The organism is Flavobacterium sp. MMLR14_040, from assembly GCF_033657265.1.
Lineage (GTDB): Bacteria > Bacteroidota > Bacteroidia > Flavobacteriales > Flavobacteriaceae > Flavobacterium.
Window position 1 is genome coordinate 270,276 of record NZ_JAWVWO010000001.1, and the last position, 19,304, is coordinate 289,579.

General features: G+C 32.4%; 12 protein-coding genes. 10 read left to right on the forward strand and 2 right to left on the reverse strand.

Annotation, left to right across the window (positions count from 1 at the left end):
* Positions 1 to 54 precede the first annotated feature (54 nt).
* The 9 genes from SD960_RS01280 to SD960_RS01320 all read left to right on the forward strand — a co-directional run bounded on the left by SD960_RS01280 (position 55) and on the right by SD960_RS01320 (position 14,647).
* The gene (locus SD960_RS01280) at positions 55 to 1,164 is read left to right on the forward strand and encodes a FecR family protein (protein WP_318800427.1); all 1,110 of its coding nucleotides are present in this window, start codon (positions 55 to 57) and stop codon (positions 1,162 to 1,164) included.
* Positions 1,165 to 1,367: 203 nt separating this feature from the next.
* Positions 1,368 to 5,084 carry a SusC/RagA family TonB-linked outer membrane protein gene (locus tag SD960_RS01285; protein ID WP_318800428.1) on the forward strand — a complete coding sequence of 1,239 codons (3,717 nt, stop codon included), beginning with the start codon at positions 1,368 to 1,370 and terminating at the stop codon, positions 5,082 to 5,084.
* Between the two features lie 12 nt (positions 5,085 to 5,096).
* Positions 5,097 to 6,575: a RagB/SusD family nutrient uptake outer membrane protein gene (locus tag SD960_RS01290; RefSeq protein ID WP_318800429.1), complete on the forward strand. Its 1,479-nt coding sequence runs from the start codon at positions 5,097 to 5,099 to the stop codon at positions 6,573 to 6,575.
* Positions 6,576 to 6,594: 19 nt separating this feature from the next.
* Positions 6,595 to 7,455 (forward strand): putative zinc-binding metallopeptidase, encoded by an 861-nt coding sequence (locus SD960_RS01295; protein WP_318800430.1) that lies wholly within the window; start codon positions 6,595 to 6,597, stop codon positions 7,453 to 7,455.
* A 46-nt stretch (positions 7,456 to 7,501) separates the two neighbouring features.
* Complete coding sequence (locus SD960_RS01300; protein WP_318800431.1) at positions 7,502 to 8,845, forward strand: DUF4302 domain-containing protein; 1,344 nt, start codon at positions 7,502 to 7,504, stop codon at positions 8,843 to 8,845.
* Positions 8,846 to 9,472: 627 nt separating this feature from the next.
* Positions 9,473 to 10,219 carry a 3-oxoacyl-[acyl-carrier-protein] reductase gene (fabG, locus tag SD960_RS01305; protein ID WP_318800432.1) on the forward strand — a complete coding sequence of 249 codons (747 nt, stop codon included), beginning with the start codon at positions 9,473 to 9,475 and terminating at the stop codon, positions 10,217 to 10,219.
* Between the two features lie 80 nt (positions 10,220 to 10,299).
* Positions 10,300 to 12,327, forward strand: a complete 2,028-nt coding sequence (locus SD960_RS01310) for a hypothetical protein (protein WP_318800433.1) — start codon at positions 10,300 to 10,302, stop codon at positions 12,325 to 12,327.
* Between the two features lie 370 nt (positions 12,328 to 12,697).
* Positions 12,698 to 13,594: a LysR family transcriptional regulator gene (locus SD960_RS01315; RefSeq protein WP_318800434.1), complete on the forward strand. Its 897-nt coding sequence runs from the start codon at positions 12,698 to 12,700 to the stop codon at positions 13,592 to 13,594.
* A 75-nt stretch (positions 13,595 to 13,669) separates the two neighbouring features.
* Positions 13,670 to 14,647: a YeiH family protein gene (locus SD960_RS01320; protein ID WP_318800435.1), complete on the forward strand. Its 978-nt coding sequence runs from the start codon at positions 13,670 to 13,672 to the stop codon at positions 14,645 to 14,647.
* Between the two features lie 157 nt (positions 14,648 to 14,804).
* Here SD960_RS01320 and SD960_RS01325 read toward each other — a convergent pair whose 3' ends face one another.
* Positions 14,805 to 15,719, reverse strand: a complete 915-nt coding sequence (locus SD960_RS01325; protein ID WP_318800436.1) for a hypothetical protein — start codon at positions 15,717 to 15,719, stop codon at positions 14,805 to 14,807.
* 200 nt (positions 15,720 to 15,919) lie between these two features.
* Here SD960_RS01325 and SD960_RS01330 point away from each other — a divergent pair, with 200 nt between their 5' ends.
* Positions 15,920 to 16,918 (forward strand): zinc dependent phospholipase C family protein, encoded by a 999-nt coding sequence (locus tag SD960_RS01330; protein ID WP_318800437.1) that lies wholly within the window; start codon positions 15,920 to 15,922, stop codon positions 16,916 to 16,918.
* Between the two features lie 187 nt (positions 16,919 to 17,105).
* Here the strand turns inward: SD960_RS01330 and SD960_RS01335 are convergent, their stop codons facing one another.
* Positions 17,106 to 19,196 (reverse strand): LTA synthase family protein, encoded by a 2,091-nt coding sequence (locus SD960_RS01335; protein WP_318800438.1) that lies wholly within the window; start codon positions 19,194 to 19,196, stop codon positions 17,106 to 17,108.
* Between the last annotated feature and the right edge of the window lie 108 nt (positions 19,197 to 19,304).

Here is a 19,304-nt window from a genome sequence, read left to right on the forward strand (position 1 = left end):
GTGAGTATACAATAAGAAAAGTGTCCTCTATGTTTTTGTAACCCTAATTCTAAGATGCAAAAACGTAATACTTATACCGAAATCGAAGATCTTTTAGCTGATCAGTCATTTCAATTGTGGATTTTATCTAAGATTGATGAACAAGGCTGGGAGGAATGGACTTTAGAAAATCGTCAGCGAGCCAAATTAGTTGAAGATGCCAGACTTTTATTGTTAGCGATGAAAGTTACTGATGTCAATATGTCTCAAAATGAGATTCATGAGGCATTGGAATCTACCTGGAAAAAAATCGAAGAAAAAGAAGATTTTAATAATACGAGATCAAAAATTTTCTATCTGAGAAAATATTGGTTAAGCGGCGTTGCAGCTCTTATAATCATTTCATTATCATCAGTTTTGGCTTTTAGAAATAACAGCCTGATCAATAATACTGTTGTTACTTATAATGAATTGATAGAAGAAAATAATGAGGGATTAGTAGAGCAAACCAATAATTCAGACATTTCTCAAACTATCACATTATCTGATGGAAGTTCGGTTTTATTACAGCCAAAAAGTAAATTAAGTTATCCTAAAATCTTTACCGGAAATGAAAGAAAGGTCTATTTGTCCGGCGAAGGTTTCTTTGAAATTAGTAAAAATCCCAAAAAGCCTTTTTTTGTTTACGCAAACGAAATTGTAACAAGAGTTGTTGGTACTAGTTTTAGAATTAAAGCTTATCAGGACCAGCAAAATGTTGAAGTTTTGGTTCGCACCGGTAAAGTAAGGGTAAAATCCAATAGTTTAATTTCGAATGCTACAGATCATGAAATCGTACTTCTTCCTAATCAGGCACTTCGGTTTGTTCGTAAAGATTTGGTTTTTAATAAAATAACCAATATTACAAAAGATGAAGTCTTGGTTCGTAGTGTTGGAAACATTGAACAATTAAGTTTTGAGTTTAATGATATTCCAATTGCCCAAATTTTCGAAACTATAGAACAAGCCTATTTAGTTGATATTGATTATCCTAAAGATAAATTAAATGATTGCCATTTGACCACATCACTCAGCGATCAGCCACTACCGGAGAAACTTAAAATTATTTGTAAAAGCATTGGCAATGATACGAGTTTTGAAATGAATGGAAATCAAATTACCATAACGTCAAAAGGCTGTAATTAAAAAATATTATTCAAGAAAATAAATTAAAACCCCTTAAACTAAAAAATTATAAATGCCTATGTAAGAATAAAATACATAAAAAAAGTGCCGAAATGCTGTAACATTATCGACACTTAAATTAATTGAATTGCTTTCTGTAAAAAGTAATTCATAGTGTTTCTTAAAATACACTCGAACAGTATTAATCAAAACAAACCAAAATTATGAAAAAACCAGTTGTTAAACAACGATTACTCCACCGAATCATGAAAATAACGCTATTTCAGTTTGTCTTAGCACTTGTATTTTCAAGTGTTACAATGGCAAACAGTGTAAATGGACAAAGAAAACTAGATACAAAGGTTACGATTACTGTTTCAGATTTAACTTTAGATAATGCTTTATCTAAATTGCAAAAATCTGCGCATGTAAAGTTTTCGTACAATTCAAGATTGCCACAATTGAACCAAAAAGTTACAATTGAGGCCAATCAGGAAGCTTTGTCTAGTGTACTTAATCGAATTTTAAAACCCTTTAATATTACTTTCTCTGAAGTAAGTAATCAGATTATTTTACAGAAAGACAATTCATTAGAACCTTTTTCGAACTTAGACAGTACTAATTCTTTATTTGATGCGCTAATGGCAGGGCCTATCATTAAAGGAAAGGTTACAGATCCGTCTGGGGTGCCGCTTCCTGGCGCAACAGTAATGGCAAAAGGAACTAAAGTTGCGGTATTAACAGATTTTGACGGAAATTTTTCTATCGAAATGCCTGCAAATAGTACCGCTTTAGTAATTTCTTATGTTGGAATGGAGACCAAAGAAATTGGTATTGAAAATACTTCGCCAACCGTAATTTTGAACGAAGCAGGACAAAACCTGAAAGAAGTGGTAGTTACAACTGGTTACGAAAAGACTTCAAAAAGAACTTTTACAGGAGCTATTAGTAAAATTTCTGGAGCAGAATTAAAAGTAGACGGGGTTGTAGATGTAAGCAGAATGATTGAAGGTAAAGCTGCCGGTGTAACAGTACAAAACGTAACAGGAACATTTGGTACAGCCCCAAAAATCACTGTTCGTGGATCTTCTTCAATTTTTGGAGATACAAAACCATTATGGGTAATTGATGGTGTTGTTCAGGAAGATATTATAAATGTTTCTTTTGCAGATTTAGCTTCCGGGAATTCATCTACATTACTAAGTTCTGCAGTAGCAGGTTTAAATTCTAATGATATTCAAAGTATTGAAATCCTTAAAGATGCATCAGCTACCTCAATTTATGGTTCAAGATCTTTAAATGGTGTTGTTGTTGTAACTACAAAACAAGGTCGTAGAGATGCACCTTTAAAAGTAAGTTATTCTGTAGAAAACACAGTAAGAACAGTTCCGAGTTATACACAATATGATATCTTGGATTCTCAGGAATCAATGAGTGTTTTTCAGGAAATGAAAGCCAAAGGTTACCTTGACTTAAGCTCCTCTTATACAGGAAGATTTGGTGGAGCATATAATATTTTAGCTAAGGAAATTAACCGCTATAATGACTCAAACGGTCAGTTTGGTGTTAAAAACGAGCAGCCTTACATCAACAATTTTCTAAAAAAATATGAATTAGCCAATACAGATTGGTTCAGCGTTTTATTTAGACCATCTATTACTCAAAACCATTCATTAAGTTTTTCCGGTGGAGGTAAAAATAATACTTTTTATGCTTCTTTGGGTTATTATACAGATCCGGGATGGACTATTGCGGATAATGTTAAACAATTATCATCTAACATTAAAGGAACTTTTTATGTTAATGACAGATTAAATATTACTTTATCAACACTAGGTTCTATTCGTAATCAAATGGCTCCTGGAGCTTATGAAAGTAAGGAAGATGTTGTTTTTGGAAAAACTACTAGAGATTTTGATATCAATCCATTCAATTATGTTTTAAGTACAAGCAGAACTTTAAGACCTTATGATGACAATGGAAATTTAGAATATTATCAAAATAACTGGGCGCCAATGAATATTATCAACGAATTAGAGAATAATACTCTGGACATTCGAGTAAATGATATTCGTTTTCAATTGGACTTAGATTATAAAATCAATAAAAATTTAACTTATAATCTTACAGGTTCTGCACGTTATGCAAATACTTCAAGAGAGCACAAAATATATGAAGGATCCAATGTAGTTGGGGCTTACAATGCAGGTGTAGGAGATAATGTAAATACTCAAATACAAGAAGATAACGTGTTTTTATATCAAAATCCAAATGATTTAACAGCACCAAAGGTTTCTGTATTACCAAGTGGTGGTTTTTTAAGAAAATATACCAACGACATGACTTCTTATAATATTAGAAATAGTGTTACTTACAGAAATACAATTAAAGAAAAGCATGAATTAGAAGGCTTTTTTGGAACAGAACTTAGATCGGTAGACAGAAACAATGATAATTTTACTGCTGTAGGTCTTCAATATGATAAAGGTCTTACTTCTTTTATAGATCCTAGAATTATTGAGAAAATTGTAAATGGTGGAGATTCTTATTATGAATTTGGAGAGGAAAGAGAAAGAACGGTTGGTTTCTTTGGAAAGGTAGGATATACCTACGATCGTCGTTATACAGGTTCTATTACAGGACGTTATGACGGATCAAACAGACAAGGAAATAGTGGTTCGTCTAGATGGCTTCCTACTTATACTTTTAGTGGAAAATGGAATGTAAAGGAAGAAAGCTTTATGCAAAATGTTGAATCTGTAAATACTCTTGCTTTAAGAGCTTCTTACGGACTTACTGCAACGGCCGGACCTGCAACAAATTCACTAGCAATTTATAAAAGTTTTATAACAGATCGTTTTAATCTTTCTGATAGAGAAAATGCAATTAGAATTGAAGATTTGCAAAATCAGGATTTAACATGGGAAAAACAATTTGAGACTAACATTGGTATAGACTTAGGTATGTTTAATAATAGAGTGCAGTTAACTACTGATGTTTATAGCCGTAAAGCATTTGATTTGATTGATTATGTAATTACTTCAGGAGTTGGAGGTGAGTCTATTAAGCAGGGTAATAATGCTGATATGGAAACCAAAGGTATTGAGCTTGGTTTTACAACTCAAAATATTGTTACTGATAGTTTTAAATGGTCAACAACATTGAATTTCTCAGTTTATGATCAAAAAGTAACAAAATTACAAAATAAACCATCAGCTTTTGATTTGGTTGATTCAAACGGAGGTAATACAGTCGGACATCCTAGAAATTCAATTTATTCCTATCAATTTCAAGGCTTGAACAATCAGGGATTACCAACATTTCTTTTACAGGATGGGGCAAGCAGCAACATAACAGGAGCTGATTTTCAGGATACAAATGATGTTACCAAATATTTAAAATACGAAGGATCTATTGAGCCAAATAAATCAATTGGTTTAGCCAATACATTTACTTATAAAAATTGGTCATTGTATGTTTTTGTTGTAGGATCAGGAGGAAATAAAGTTCGTTTAAATCCGGTGTACAGTAATGAATACAATGATTTAACAGTTTTTACAAAAGAATTTACAAACAGATGGATCAATCCGGGAGATGAAAATGTTACTAATGTGCCTGTAATTGCAGATCGATTATTAAATAGAAATTATGGAGAAGACGATTTACAAATCGCTTACAACACTTATAATTTCTCTGATGTGAGAGTGGCAGATGGTGATTTTGTAAGATTGAAAAACGTATCTCTTAGCTGGGAATTCCCTAAAGATTACAAGAGAAAATTAGGGCTTAGTACTTTTACTCTAAAAGGATCAGCAGTAAACCCATGGTTGATCTATTCAGACAAGGCTTTACATGGTCAGGATCCTGAATTTCGTAATACAGGAGGTGTAGCTTTTCCAATTACGTCACAATATACTTTTGCAATAAATATTTCATTTTAATATAAATTGATCATGAAAAATATAAAAATAACACTCGCATTATTAGTACTAATTAGTACAAGTAGTTGTGATGAATTTCTTTCAGAAATACCAGATAATAGAACTCAAATTGACACACCCGAAAAAATATCCGAATTATTAGTTACTGCTTATCCTAACAGAACTTATATGGTGATTGCAGAAACAATGTCTGATAATGTATTTGATAGCCAAATGCAGGATTCGAATATTGATAACAGACAGAGTTTTAACTGGGAAATGCAAACTCAGTTTGGGATTGATACAGAAGCAGATTTTTGGAATGCATCTTACGAAGCGATTGCTGCAGCAAATCAGGCTCTGCTAGCAATTGAAGAATTAGGTAGTCCTGCAAGTCTAAATCCTCAAAAAGGAGAAGCATTGTTTGCAAGAGCTTATTCTCATTTTATGCTGGTTCAACTTTGGTCAAATCGATACAACCCTGCAACTGCTGCGACAGATTTAGGTATACCATACGTAACAAAACCAGAAGGGGCTTTATTGCAGCAATATAAACGTAATACTGTTAAAGAAGTTTTTGATTTTATTGAGCAGGATATTACTGAAGGAATGAAATATGTAACAAATGACTATAAAGAGCCAAAATATCATTTTAACATTGATGCAGCAAAAGCTTTTGCCAGCCGTTTTTATTTAATAAAAGGAGATTGGAATAAAGTACTTGAATATTCAGAAGCATTAGGGTCTAAACCAACCACAATTAGAGATTACGTTGCTTTTAACGCGGCGACTTCTGCTCAAAAACCATTAGAATATTCAAAAGTAGAACAGCCGGCAAATTTATTGGTAGACTATCCAAACTCAATTGCCCGAAGAGGATATGTAAACAGATATTATCTTTCGGCTAATAGAGAGGATGAGATTTTAGGATCTGAAACTAATATTTTTGGTAAAAGCTGGTTAATCTTTACATCATCTTTTTATGAAAATAACGTATTGATTCCTAAATTTTATGAATATTTTAAATATACCAATGTAACAGCAGGTATTGGTGAACCATACACAGGAACAGTTCTTTTAAGTAACGATGAGTTTTTCTTAAACAGAATTGAAGCACATGTTATGAACAATCAAATTGCTGAAGCTACTGAAGAATTAGAATATTTTCTAGGATCAAGAACGTCAGGATACAATCCGGCAACAGATCATTTAACAGAACAGGATATAGTTGATTTTTACCCTGTAATTGCAGATGAGTTTACGCCATTTTATGCTTTAACACCTGTACAGACTTCTTATATCAAAGCCATTGCAGAAGCAAGAAGAAGAGAATTTATCCATGAAGGAATGAGATGGTTTGATATTAAGCGTTTTAATCTTGTGATAGAACATGACACTTACGAATTTGGTCAAGTAGTAAGAAATAATGTTTTGGTTAAAGATGATAAACGAAGAGCGCTTCAAATACCGCAAAGAGCATCAGATAACGGAATCGAGAAAAATCCTAGATAAAAATTTAATTTTAAATAGTATGAAAACATTAAAAATATATAAAATGATAGTAATGCTTACAGGGGTGATTTTATTTACCGCCTGTGCTCATGAAGATCAGCCTACAGAAAGTCAGTTAGACTATACAGTTCCTAATAGAACAGAATTAGATACATGGCTTGCTACAAGTTTTTTAGATCCATACAATATAAAAGTTTATTATGAATGGAATCAGAATCTTGTAGATAACAACCGTTATTTATATCCGCCAGCTGTTGAAAATGTAGAATCGGCAATGGAAGTTGTAAAATCAATCTGGATCGATAGTTATTCTACCATTGGTGGAAAAGATTTCGTTAAGAAAATCGCCCCAAGAGAATTTGTTTTGGTAGGAGGTACAAACCTAAATACAACAGGAACTCAAACACTTGGACTGGCAGAAGGCGGACAAAGAGTTACACTTTTTAAAATAGATTATTTAAATAGAAATAGCAGAGCGGCTGTAACAGAATTTATTCATACAATTCAGCACGAATATGTTCATATTTTAAATCAGACAAAGCCTTTCGACGTACAAGCCTGGGCCAAATTAACACCATCTGGTTATACATCAAGCTGGTATATTCAACAAACAGCAACTTCAAGGTCATTAGGTTTTATAACAAATTATGCAAGGCTAAATGTATATGAAGATTTTGCAGAAACTGCAGCAACCATATTAACAAGTTCAAAAGCAGAATATGATGCAATTTTGGCTAGTGTAACAGATGCAACAGGAAAAGCAAATCTTAAAAAGAAAGAAGCCATTGTAGTTCAATATTATAAAGATGCGTTTAATATAGATTTTTATGCTTTAAGAGATGAAGCACAAAAAAATACAACTGACGTTGTTAACAACTAAAAACCATCAATAATAATGAGCGTTAATTAATGTAAAAGTCAATATTATGAAAATAAAAAATATATTTAAGTACCTGATTGTTGTTTTTGCAGCAATACTTTGGGGTGCATGTACAAGTACAGAAGCTGAAGATAAATTTGATCAGACTCCCGCAGAGCGATTAAGTACTCAGAAAAAAGAATTGAACGATTTACTTCTGACATCAGAATTTGGATGGAAGGCCATTTATTATACAGATAGTACGCAATTAGGTGGCTGGACGCATGTTTTTAAATTTTTGCCCGACGGAAAAGTAGATATGGCATCTGATTATGATGCGGATACTGATATTTACAGAAGCCAGTACGAAATTCAATTAGGCAGTGCAGTAAGTTTAGTTTTTACAACAGCCAATAGAATCCATCTTTTATCCGAATCTGATAATTATCCTACGGCTGCTCTTGTTGGAAAAGGACATCTCGGTGATTTTCAGTTTTTTTACTACGGACAGGAAAACGGAGAGATTATTTTTAGAACTAACAGAAATTTTCAGGAACTGCGATTCGTAAAAGCAACTGCCGCAGACTGGACAAATTTGGCTGGGAATGTAGAAACGATAGACCATCTTTCAGGAGGAATAAACACTCCTTTGTTTAAAATTTTAGAAATAAATGATGGTTCAGCAATACATCAGTTTGACTTTGATTACAATGCAGATGCACGTTTTGGCGTAGCAACTCCGCTAGACGGAATAGCTACACAAAACTATAATATGGCACTTTCTTTTACGCCTACAAGTGCTATTGTAAAACCGGCAATAGATGTTAAAGGTCAAAAATTATCAGACTTTGTTTATGACAGCGTAAGTGATAGTTTTATTGCATCTGGAACTGGCGGAGTTAGTGCAACGATTAGCTTTACGACTGTACCAGCAATAATAACAGATGATTATAAAAAAATGTTAGATGGTCAGCCTCAATTTGTTGTAGGATATATAGCGGCTAATTTAAATACAGCTCCAACAACTTCAAAATATTTTAAATCATTAATTGCTAAAGCTAATGCAACTTTGCCTGCTAATCAGCAAATTACAAGAATACAATTGTTCTTTAATTCAGCTTTTGGAAACTACATTGAATATCGTTTTGCAGGTGGAAAACCTAGTTTATATCATACGGTTTCCACTAGTGAAAATGCATTAAATAAAACAATAGTTTTAACTGATGAATACTGGGATGACGGTGCGAATATTATTCCACCTCCAGCTTTCCTTGCTGAAATTGACGCAGAATTTACAACTGCTGCCGGATTATACGTTAAAAAAGAGAATTTTAATATTACGTATACCAATACTATATATACAATAACGAGCGCTTCAAGTAGTTTCAGAATGACTACTTATCAATTATAGTATAGTTTTAGTTTAATTTTTATTTTGAATAAAAAGCAGCTCAATTTTGGGCTGCTTTTTTGATGAAATCTTCATAGAATGTTTAGCAATTTAAATTAAGAATTATGATTAAAAAATACATCACATCAACTACCGTTATTTTGTTTGTATGGATACCGATGAATCTTCTTATATCACATTTTTATCCGGATTATATAAGATATTTTAATTACTTATCCATAACAGTAATGATTTCGATAATGATTTTCAATCTTATTAAACAGTGGAGAGAAGATAAAATCAATGATACAACAGAGTTTCAGGCATTGCTCTATAAATTTCTGTTTATGGTAGTATTGTTAACATCTTGTTTTTTTATTTTGAAACAAAATTACATATAGTGTTAGTTTGATTTTTATATTGAGGAAAAAGCAGTTCAAAATTGAACTGCTTTTTTGATTAAGAATGTTTACCCAAACCTTTGTCACTATGAAGCTGTGCAACTTTGTACCTTTTTTGCAATTGTTATTTTTTTAAAAAGGGAATTATCATATATTTGACGTATCATTCAAAGACCCCGAATGAATCAGATTTTTCTGTGATTAATTACAGAAATAACTAAAATAAATATTAATATTAATTTTGAATATGAAATTACTAGAAGGAAAAGTTGCCATCATTACAGGCGCTAGTCGTGGAATTGGAAAAGGAATTGCTGAAGTTTTCGCTAAACATGGTGCAAACGTAGCTTTTACATACAGTTCATCTGTAGAGTCGGCTCAGGCTTTAGAAGCAGAATTGAACGGTTTAGGAGTTAAAGCAAAAGGTTACCAATCTAATGCGGCTGATTTTAATGAAGCGCAAACTTTTGTTGACGCTGTTTTGGCAGATTTTGGAACAGTTGATATTTTAATTAACAACGCCGGAATCACAAAAGATAATTTATTGATGCGTATGTCAGAAGCTGATTTTGATCAGGTTATTGCTGTTAACCTAAAGTCAGTATTTAATATGACAAAGGCAATTCAAAAAACATTCTTAAAACAACGCGCAGGTTCTATTATCAATATTAGTTCAGTAGTTGGAGTTTCAGGAAATGCGGGACAAACAAATTATGCAGCCTCAAAAGCTGGTGCAATTGGTTTTACAAAATCTGTAGCATTAGAGTTGGGTTCACGTAACATTCGTTGCAATGCAATTGCTCCTGGATTTATTGAAACCGAAATGACTGCAAAATTACCGGAAGATGTAGTAAAAGGATGGAGAGAAGGAATTCCGTTAAAACGTGGCGGAACTACAGAAGATGTAGCAAACGCATGTCTTTTCTTAGCTTCAGATTTAAGTGCTTACGTTACAGGACAAGTACTTAATGTTTGTGGAGGAATGCTTACTTAATATGTTAATTGTTAATGGTTTGTTGTTTATTGTTCTTCAACCAAAAACTATAAACTCAAAACTATAAACTTAAAATATATATGACTACAAATACGATTCTGTTAATATTACTATCTTTAGTAATCGCTGGTGGCTTGTCGTATTTTCAATATTTTTTCAAAGCCAAAAACAAATCCAATGTGATTTGGTTTTTGGCTTTTTTACGTTTTTTAGCCATTTTCGGATTATTGCTTTTATTGATAAATCCAATAATGACCAAGAATTCCCTTGAAATTACCAAAACACCTTTGGCAATTGCAGTTGATAATTCAAGTTCGATAGTTGCCTTAAAATCAGACGAAAAAACTGCCGAATTATATAAAGCTTTGGTTTCGAATCCTGCGCTTAAGGAAAAATTTGAAATTCAGTCTTATCAATTCGACGCAGATTTTAAATCTTCAGATAAATTTGATTTTAAAGGAAAACAAACCAACTTAGATGAAGTTGCCAAAAACTTAAAAAGCATCAACAAAAACCTGATTTTCCCAACCGTTATAATTACAGACGGAAATCAAACTACAGGAAACGATTATGTATATCGCTTTGACCCTGTAAATAAAGTTTATCCTTTGGTTGTGGGAGATACAACTACATTTTTAGATTTAAAAATCAATCAGTTAAACGTAAACAAATACGCTTTTCATAAAAATAAATTTCCGGTTGAAGTTTTCCTGCAATATGCCGGAGATAAAACAATAAATGCAGATTTTACCATTTCGCAAGGAAATTCAGTTGTAGCAAAAGAAAGAGTTTCTTTTTCGCCTTCTAAAAAAACAGCCACTTTAAATTTGCTTTTACCAGCAGATAACGTTGGATTGCAAATTTTTAAAGCAACCGTTTCTGCCAATACGAAAGAGAAAAACAGTTATAATAATGTAAAGAATTTTGCTGTCGAAATTATCGATCAAAAGTCGACAATTGCAATTGTTTCGGCTATAAATCATCCCGATATTGCTGCTTTAAAACGCTCGATAGAAGTTAATGCACAGCGTAAAGTGATTTTGGTTAAACCGAATGATATTAATCAGTTACAAGATATTTCTGTTTTGGTTTTATATCAGCCAACAACTGCTTTCAAAGCTATTTTTGACAACAATAAATTAGCCGGAACAAATACCTTTATTATTACCGGAAATAACACCGATTTCAATTTTTTAAACCAACAACAAAAGAATTTGGTTTTTCAAATGAGCAATCAAAGAGAAGATTATTTAAACGAATTTCAATCGCAGTTTAATTTGTTTGCGATAGATAATATAGGATTCGAAAATTTTCCGCCATTACAAAATCCATTCGGGACCATTACCACAAACGGAAATGTTTCGGTTTTACTTTCGTCTAAAATTAGAAACGTATCTACAAATGCTCCTTTATTGGCTTTCGCCGAAAATCAAGGCAAGCGTACCGCTTTTCTTTTAGGAGAAAATAGCTGGAAATGGCGTTTACAAAGTCATATCGACAATCAATCCTTTGACAAATATGATGTTTTTGTAGGCAAGATCATTCAGTATTTGGCAACATCAACTTCACGAAAATCATTAGTTGTAACACACGAAAGCTTTTACAATTCAGGAGAAGCCATTGTAATCAACGCTCAATATTTTAATAAAAATTACGAGTTCGACGAAAAAGCAAGATTAACAATCACCGTTACAAATGCCGAAACCAAACAAGTTAAAAACTACGATTTATTAAAAGGAAATAATTCTTTCTCAGCAAATCTGGACGGCTTACAAGCTGGTAAATATAATTTTACAGTAAAAGAATTAAACTCAAATACTGTTTATTCAAGCCATTTTGAGATTTTAGATTTTGATATCGAAAAGCAATTTGTAAATCCGGATGTTGTAAAACTAAAACAATTAGCATTACAAACCAACGGAAAAGCCTTTTTCCAAAATGAAGTTGATGATTTGATTAAAACCTTAATAGAAAACAAAGAGTACAAATCAATAGAAAAAAATATCTCAACAAAAACACCATTAATTGATTGGATTTGGTTGTTGATTTTAATTGCCGTTTTATTGACTACGGAATGGTTTATTAGAAAGTATAATGGATTGTTGTAGCTTTTTGCCACAACCCGAGCGATAGCGACCTGGCAAAGCAATTTTACAAATTAGCGCGAATTTATTTGAATAGCCTCCAGCTTTAGCTGGAGGAATTTAAGAGATAAAGAATTGGTTTTAGCCAAATAAGGAAACTCAGGGTTCTCAAAAATCAAATTCTTAGAATTTAATTTAATATTTCTAAAATAAACTTAGTGTAACTTTGTGAAATCTCTGTGAATCTCTGTGTTATAAATATATTATTTGGCTAAAGCCAAGTAAATAGCATATTATACCCCCAGCTAAAGCTGGAGGCAATTCAAAAAAATATTTGGACAAAAAAATTCGTGAAAATTTGTGAAATTCGTGTTTCACTTTTAAATAAACAAATATGGATTTCAGGCTAAAAGTTTTCTACACCGTTGCGCTCCGCCTTAATTTTACTAAAGCGGCAACCGAATTGTATATCACACAGCCGGCAGTTTCGAAACACATTCAGGAACTCGAAGAAACCTACAAAACCAAACTCTTTGAACGCAGCGGTTCTAAAATAGCACTAACTCCGGCCGGAGAAATTCTGCTAAAACATACCAAAAGTATATTCGAAATCTATCGCAAAATCGATTTTGATATGAGTTCGTTTAGCAGCGAACGCCAGGGATTACTTAGGTTAGGAGCAAGTACAACCATTTCCCAATATATAATTTCACCTGTTTTAGCACGATTTCACCAAAAACAGCAAGATATAAAAGTCAATTTGCTGAACGGAAATACCGAACAAATCGAAAATGCTTTAATCAACAAAGAAATTGAAATTGGAATTGTAGAAGGACAATCAAAAAATCAGTCAATAAAATACATTCCGTTTTTAAAAGACGAATTGGTTTTGGTTTGCAGTAATAAAAATCCTTTGGTTAAACAAAATGAAATTACTGTAGATGATTTAAAATCAATGAAATTCATAACCAGAGAACGTGGCTCAGGAACACTTGAAGTTATAGAATTTGCGTTAAAACAAGTTGGAGTAAAATTATCTGACTTACAAATCGAAATGCAGTTAGGAAGTACAGAAAGTATAAAATCTTATCTTTTAAATTCAGATTGTTTTGCTTTTATGTCAATTCATGCGGTAGATAAAGAGTTGAAAAATAAAGAACTGATTGTTTTGGATGTGGAGAAATTATCTGTTGAAAGATATTTTTATATCATCACATTACTCGGAAAATCAGACGCTTTGTCTGAATTATTCATTCAAAATATCTCTTCTTACTATAACCTGAAGTTATAGCCGATTGTATTTTACGATTGGCGTTTTCAATATAAAGGACAGACCTTTGTAAGGTAAAATATCAAGTACCTTATTTTGAAAACAAAACAACATACAGCAGCACATTTATTCGAAGTTAACCTTTATATCCAACAAGCAGTTTTTGCTTTGGTGGTTATTTTGTGTTTGTTTTCGATTATATCTCCGGCAATTGCTTTACTGCTGGGCGTTTTGATCGTAAATGTTTTCGGAAATCCATTTATTGCCTTCAATCATAAAGCCATTACTTATTTATTACAATTTTCTGTGGTTGGTTTAGGTTTCGGAATGAATGCAGCATCAGCAATTTCAGCGGGAAAAGAAGGTTTTTTATTGACTATATTTTCGATTTTCAGCACATTAATCTTCGGAACACTTTTAGGAAAATGGCTTAGAACAGATAAAAAAACATCACATTTAATTTCATGCGGAACCGCAATTTGTGGCGGAAGTGCCATTGCAGCTATTTCTCCGGTAATTAAATCAAACGAAAATCAGACTTCGATTGCGCTGGGCGTTATTTTTATTCTGAATTCTATTGCTTTATTTGCTTTTCCGTTTATTGGACATCAGTTGGATTTGTCACAAAAAGAATTTGGTTTATGGTGTGCTATTGCCATTCATGACACAAGTTCTGTAGTGGGCGCGGCCAATAAATATGGTGCCGAAGCTTTGCAAATTGCAACAACTGTAAAGTTAGCCAGAGCTTTATGGATCATCCCAATTTCGCTTTTAACAGCTTTACTTTTCAATAAAAAATCTGAAAATGGCGGGACAAAAATCAAGATTCCTTATTTTATTGGTTTGTTTATTGTGGCCATGCTTTTTAATACTTATGTGCCTGCAACAGCAATCATTGCACCTCAAATTGTGGGTATTGCTAAAATTGGGTTAACAATAACTTTGTTTCTAATTGGCGCAACATTAAATATAAACACATTAAAATCAGTAGGAGTAAAGCCTTTGTTTCAGGGAATCTTCCTGTGGATATTTATTGCAGGTTTAAGTTTAACAGCAATTTTATATCTGAATTAATTTCACCATATAAGTTATATAAGTTCATATTAAAGTTTATGTTTCGTTTTGAAAAGCACCTAAACTTTAATATGAACTTAGAATAGACAGCAAAGAATTAAATCTTTCGAACTGTATGTTAAATGAACTTATATAACTTATATTGTAGAAAAGAAAATTATTTTATTTTCACAACCGGTTTACCAACAACTTTATAACGTTTACCGCTAAAAGTATATCGTTTTTCTATAGTAAACGTAAATTGCTTTTTTGTTTTAGTCATTGCATTAACTTCTTCCGGCAAACTCACTTCAAATTCAGCGTCAGCTCCCGGTTTATGATAGTTACCCGTTGTAGTGATAAGAATATCTCTGAAATATTTTTTATTATTGTTATCATTTATAACCTTATACGAACTGGACCAGCTTATGTCTTCAACATTGGTAAGCTGATATTGAAAAGCCTCCATAATAGGTTGGTATTTTCCATCCAAACCAACAACGAGATACAAAGTTCCGTCAAACGGACCCCCGCCACCGCCATTTACATGCAGCAACGTAAAAGCGTATTGATCTTCTCCAATTTCTAAAAGTTTAGGCTTAGGAGATTGTGCAAATGCCCCGAATGCAGCAACAGCCGGTTGAAAAGATCTCATTTCCCAAAGTTTATCATTTTTGGCAAATTTAGCAACGCCTAAAAGACCACCGGTAAATCGGCTGGTTTGTAAACCATCTTCATCATAAACAGAATGATTAAAAAACAATAATTTAAATTGATTTCCTTTAGAATCCGTATAATCAATATTAGAAAGAAGCCTTGTTGCAACGCCTTGGCTATATGGAAATAAAGGATCGGCTTCTTCGCCATTAACATCAATATAAGGCGTAGGTTTACAGTTTTTGCATTTCCAGCTTAAAAAAGTATTATGATCAGAAAGGTTGTATAGTTTTCCTGGAAATAATTTTTGCATTGCTTTTGCAGGATCCAGCGGATCGGCAATAGTCAAAGCTCTTTTAGGGTTTAAAATGGTATCGCTAACACTTTTCAATTGCACAATATCATCTTGTGCCGAACAAATAGAGGTAAATATCAAAAAAAGAAAACTCAGGCGAATAAGGCGCATATATTTAATTTAGAATAAAAAAAACGAAGTTACAAAGAAACTTTCAATATGAACTTATATCATTTATAGGGTTCAAAAAATTATAAAAATTAAATTTACACAATATTTGCAAGTATTCTTTTGAATTATATTTAAATGAGATAAATTTGCCCCCTCAAACAAATTTACAAATGAAAAACTTTAAAATGAAATCAAAACTAATTGCTTTTTTTGCATTAGGGATTGGATTTTTGACATTATCATGGGGAATCGTTGGCCATGAACGTATTAACAAAGCTGCAGTTATGGCTTTGCCTCATCCACTGCAAGTATTCTTTTATAATCATATTGATTTTATTACCCAGGAAGCTTCGGTTCCGGACATTCGTAAATACGCCCTGAATTATAAAGAGGAGAATCCGAGACATTATTTTGATATGGAAAATTTTGGTTCGGCAGACACCTGGCCGCAAACCATGGAAGAGGCAAAGAAAAAATACGATGCCAAATTCTTAAATGACAACGGAATATTGCCATGGTATATTGAAGATTTAATGGTAAAATTAACCAAAGCTTTTAAAGATAAAAACAGAGCAGAGATTTTATTTCTTGCTGCAGATTTAGGTCATTATGTGGGTGATGCGCATATGCCGTTGCACACGTCTGCCAACCACGACGGACAATTGAGCGAGCAAAAAGGGATTCATTCGCTTTGGGAAAGCAGATTACCGGAGTTATTCGCAAAAAATTACAAATTAAATGTTCCTCAGGCGCAATATTATGAAGATGTTCATAAAGCAACCTGGGATATGATTAATGATACGCATAGTTTAGCTCAGCCTTTATTAGATATTGATAAAAAACTAAGAACTGCAACTCCTGAAAATGAAGTTTTTAAAATGGATGCAGATGGTAAAGTGCTAAAAACCAAATATAATACGGCTGTTTTTTCTGATGAATATGCTAAGAAACTGCACAAAGATTTAAACGGAATGGTTGAAAACCAAATGCGAAAAGCCATTACTGCAACAGCAAGTTATTGGTATACTGCCTGGGTAAATGCCGGAAAACCTGATTTAAGTGATTTAGATGCACCAGCAGTTACACAAAGAAATAATCAGGCATTAAAAGACGATTTAAAACTATATCAACAAGGAGATCTTTTTGGTATGAAAAATCAGAACGACTAAGAAAAAGTTTTTAGTTTCAGGTTTCAGGTTTCAAGTTGAAATGCGATTTTAAAAAAAAGCCTCAAATTCATTAGAATTTGAGGCTTTTTCAGTTTTTGTCATGCGCTAAACCTGAAACCTGAAACCTGAAACCTGAAACCTGAAACCTGAAACCTGAAACCTGAAACCTGAAACCTGAAACAAAAAATTACTTCTGATATTTTTTATTCTTCAACAGGTAAGAGGCCGATTGATAAAATGAAACCGCACTATTTACTAAATCAGTTCTTTCTTTTTTCAATGGAATTTCATCATAATAAATTTGATAATTATCCTGAACACCAGATTTTGGCTTTAATTTTAAGTTGAATTGCTTTACCACTTTTTTTGGAGATAAAATGGTCAAAACGTTATCTTTTATCAAACCTAAATCCTGATACGTTGCAATAAAGGCACGCGGTTTATAATCAGGTTTTAAAACATCCTGACCGAAAAATTTACTTTCATAATCAAAATGTAAAAGTCCGAAAAGCGTTGGCATTAAGTCAATCTGCGACATTAGTTTATTGCATTTTTCCGGTTTTATATCAGAATTGTAAATAAAAGCAGGAATTCTGTATTTGTCTAACGGAAGTTGTGTTTTTCCGGCACTTGAAGCACAATGATCTGCAACAATTACAAAAACGGTATTCTTAAACCAGGATTGTTTACGGGACATTTCAAAGAATTTTCTCAAAGCAAAATCCGTATATTTTACACCGCCGTCACGCGATTTAATATCACCCGGAATATCAATTTTATTATTGGGATAAGTAAAAGGCCTGTGATTACTCACGGTCATAATATGATTAAAGAAAGGCTTATTTTCCTTAGCCTCGGCATTCATTACTTTCACAGCTTTATTGTACATGTCTTCATCACAGACGCCCCAAACATTCGAAAACGTAATTTCTTCTGGTGAAAAACTCGATTGATCTACAATTGTATAACCATTTCCAGAATAGAAATCCTGCATATTATCAAAAAAAGCATCTCCGCCGTACATGAATTTTACGTCGTATCCTTTTTGTTTAAAAATAAAGCCTGTAGAGAATTTGTTTTTATTGTCTTCCCTTTTGACGACACTTTCACCGGCGGTAGGAGGCAAACATAAAGTAACAGCTTCAAGTCCGCGTACAGTTCTGTTTCCGGCAGCATACAAGTTCGTAAATTGTAAACTTTTTTGAGACAGACTATCCAAAAAAGGTGTTATATTTTGTTCATTTCCATATGATTTCATGAAATCAGCACTCAAACTTTCGATCGTAATTAATACTACATTTTTATGGTTTTCAGTAGAATCATTACTTATGGTTTGTTTTGTGTTTTCTGCAGTAATATTAGGAAATTGTTGTTTTAAAACAGAAAAGGCTTCTTTTTCGGGAAGTGTTTTGTAAAACTTAAAATAATCTAATTTGTTATTCTCAAAGGCAAGATAAAATTTATATAATCCGTTGGATTGTAATTCATTAACAAAAATATTTTTTGAATTTTCAGTTTTGGCAAAAGTTGGAATAGCAATTAGGGAAACTGAAAATAAACCCAAATAAAGGACGGTAAATTTTATTTTTTCGCTAAATGTTGGAATCTCATTGATGAAATTTTTAGAATTTTTTAGAATAAAATAGGTAACAATTCCGGTAATCAAAAATAAAGCTGAAAATAGAGGAATAACAGGGTAAGACTGCATAATATTTCCGATAACTTCATTGGTATAAATAAGATAATTTACAGCAATGAAATTGTATTTTACTCCAAATTCGTTCCAAAAAAAGTATTCGCTTAAACCATTTTGAAGAATCAGTAAAACATATAAAAAGATCACAAAAGCAAACAGCCAAAACCTTATTTTTGTTCTTAGTTTTGGAAAAAAAAGCAAAAGGGCGAAAAGTATTGTTTTAATTCCGATAAAAATTAAAACAATTTTTGGCAACGCGCCTCCATATTCATCAAAAATACTTTTGCCTGAAGCCACATACAAAAATAATGCAATAAAAACTCCAAGAATAATATATCCTGAAGGTTTGTTGTATTTTAAATTGGAGATAAAAATCAAATACATCCACAAAAATATACTGGCAACAACAAAAACAAAAGCATCAGATATTAATCCTAAAGTAAAGATTTTCAGGCTTTCAAAAAAAGTAAATGAACTTTGTGTTATCGGATGAAAAAACAAAACAATTCGCAATACAAAACTTATAATGAAATAAAACAAAGCAAGATTGTAAAAAGGAGAAAGCTTCTTATAAGATATCATAATATTATATTTTATGCAAAATTACTTTCGGTAAATTAATTCAGGATTAAGCCAGCTTTTACCTTACTTAGTGTTGGCTTAATATTTGCTTAAAATCTTTGAATTTGG

What these genes read in the sequence shown, in the direction of transcription:
- SD960_RS01295 (WP_318800430.1), top strand. Translation starts at nt 6,595, where the DNA reads ATGAAAACATTAAAAATATATAAAATGATAGTAATGCTTACAGGGGTG.
- SD960_RS01315 (WP_318800434.1), top strand. Translation starts at nt 12,698, where the DNA reads ATGGATTTCAGGCTAAAAGTTTTCTACACCGTTGCGCTCCGCCTTAAT.
- SD960_RS01330 (WP_318800437.1), top strand. Translation starts at nt 15,920, where the DNA reads ATGAAAAACTTTAAAATGAAATCAAAACTAATTGCTTTTTTTGCATTA.
- SD960_RS01290 (WP_318800429.1), top strand. Translation starts at nt 5,097, where the DNA reads ATGAAAAATATAAAAATAACACTCGCATTATTAGTACTAATTAGTACA.
- SD960_RS01335 (WP_318800438.1), bottom strand. Translation starts at nt 19,196, where the DNA reads ATGATATCTTATAAGAAGCTTTCTCCTTTTTACAATCTTGCTTTGTTT.
- SD960_RS01300 (WP_318800431.1), top strand. Translation starts at nt 7,502, where the DNA reads ATGAAAATAAAAAATATATTTAAGTACCTGATTGTTGTTTTTGCAGCA.
- SD960_RS01310 (WP_318800433.1), top strand. Translation starts at nt 10,300, where the DNA reads ATGACTACAAATACGATTCTGTTAATATTACTATCTTTAGTAATCGCT.
- SD960_RS01280 (WP_318800427.1), top strand. Translation starts at nt 55, where the DNA reads ATGCAAAAACGTAATACTTATACCGAAATCGAAGATCTTTTAGCTGAT.
- SD960_RS01285 (WP_318800428.1), top strand. Translation starts at nt 1,368, where the DNA reads ATGAAAAAACCAGTTGTTAAACAACGATTACTCCACCGAATCATGAAA.
- fabG (WP_318800432.1), top strand. Translation starts at nt 9,473, where the DNA reads ATGAAATTACTAGAAGGAAAAGTTGCCATCATTACAGGCGCTAGTCGT.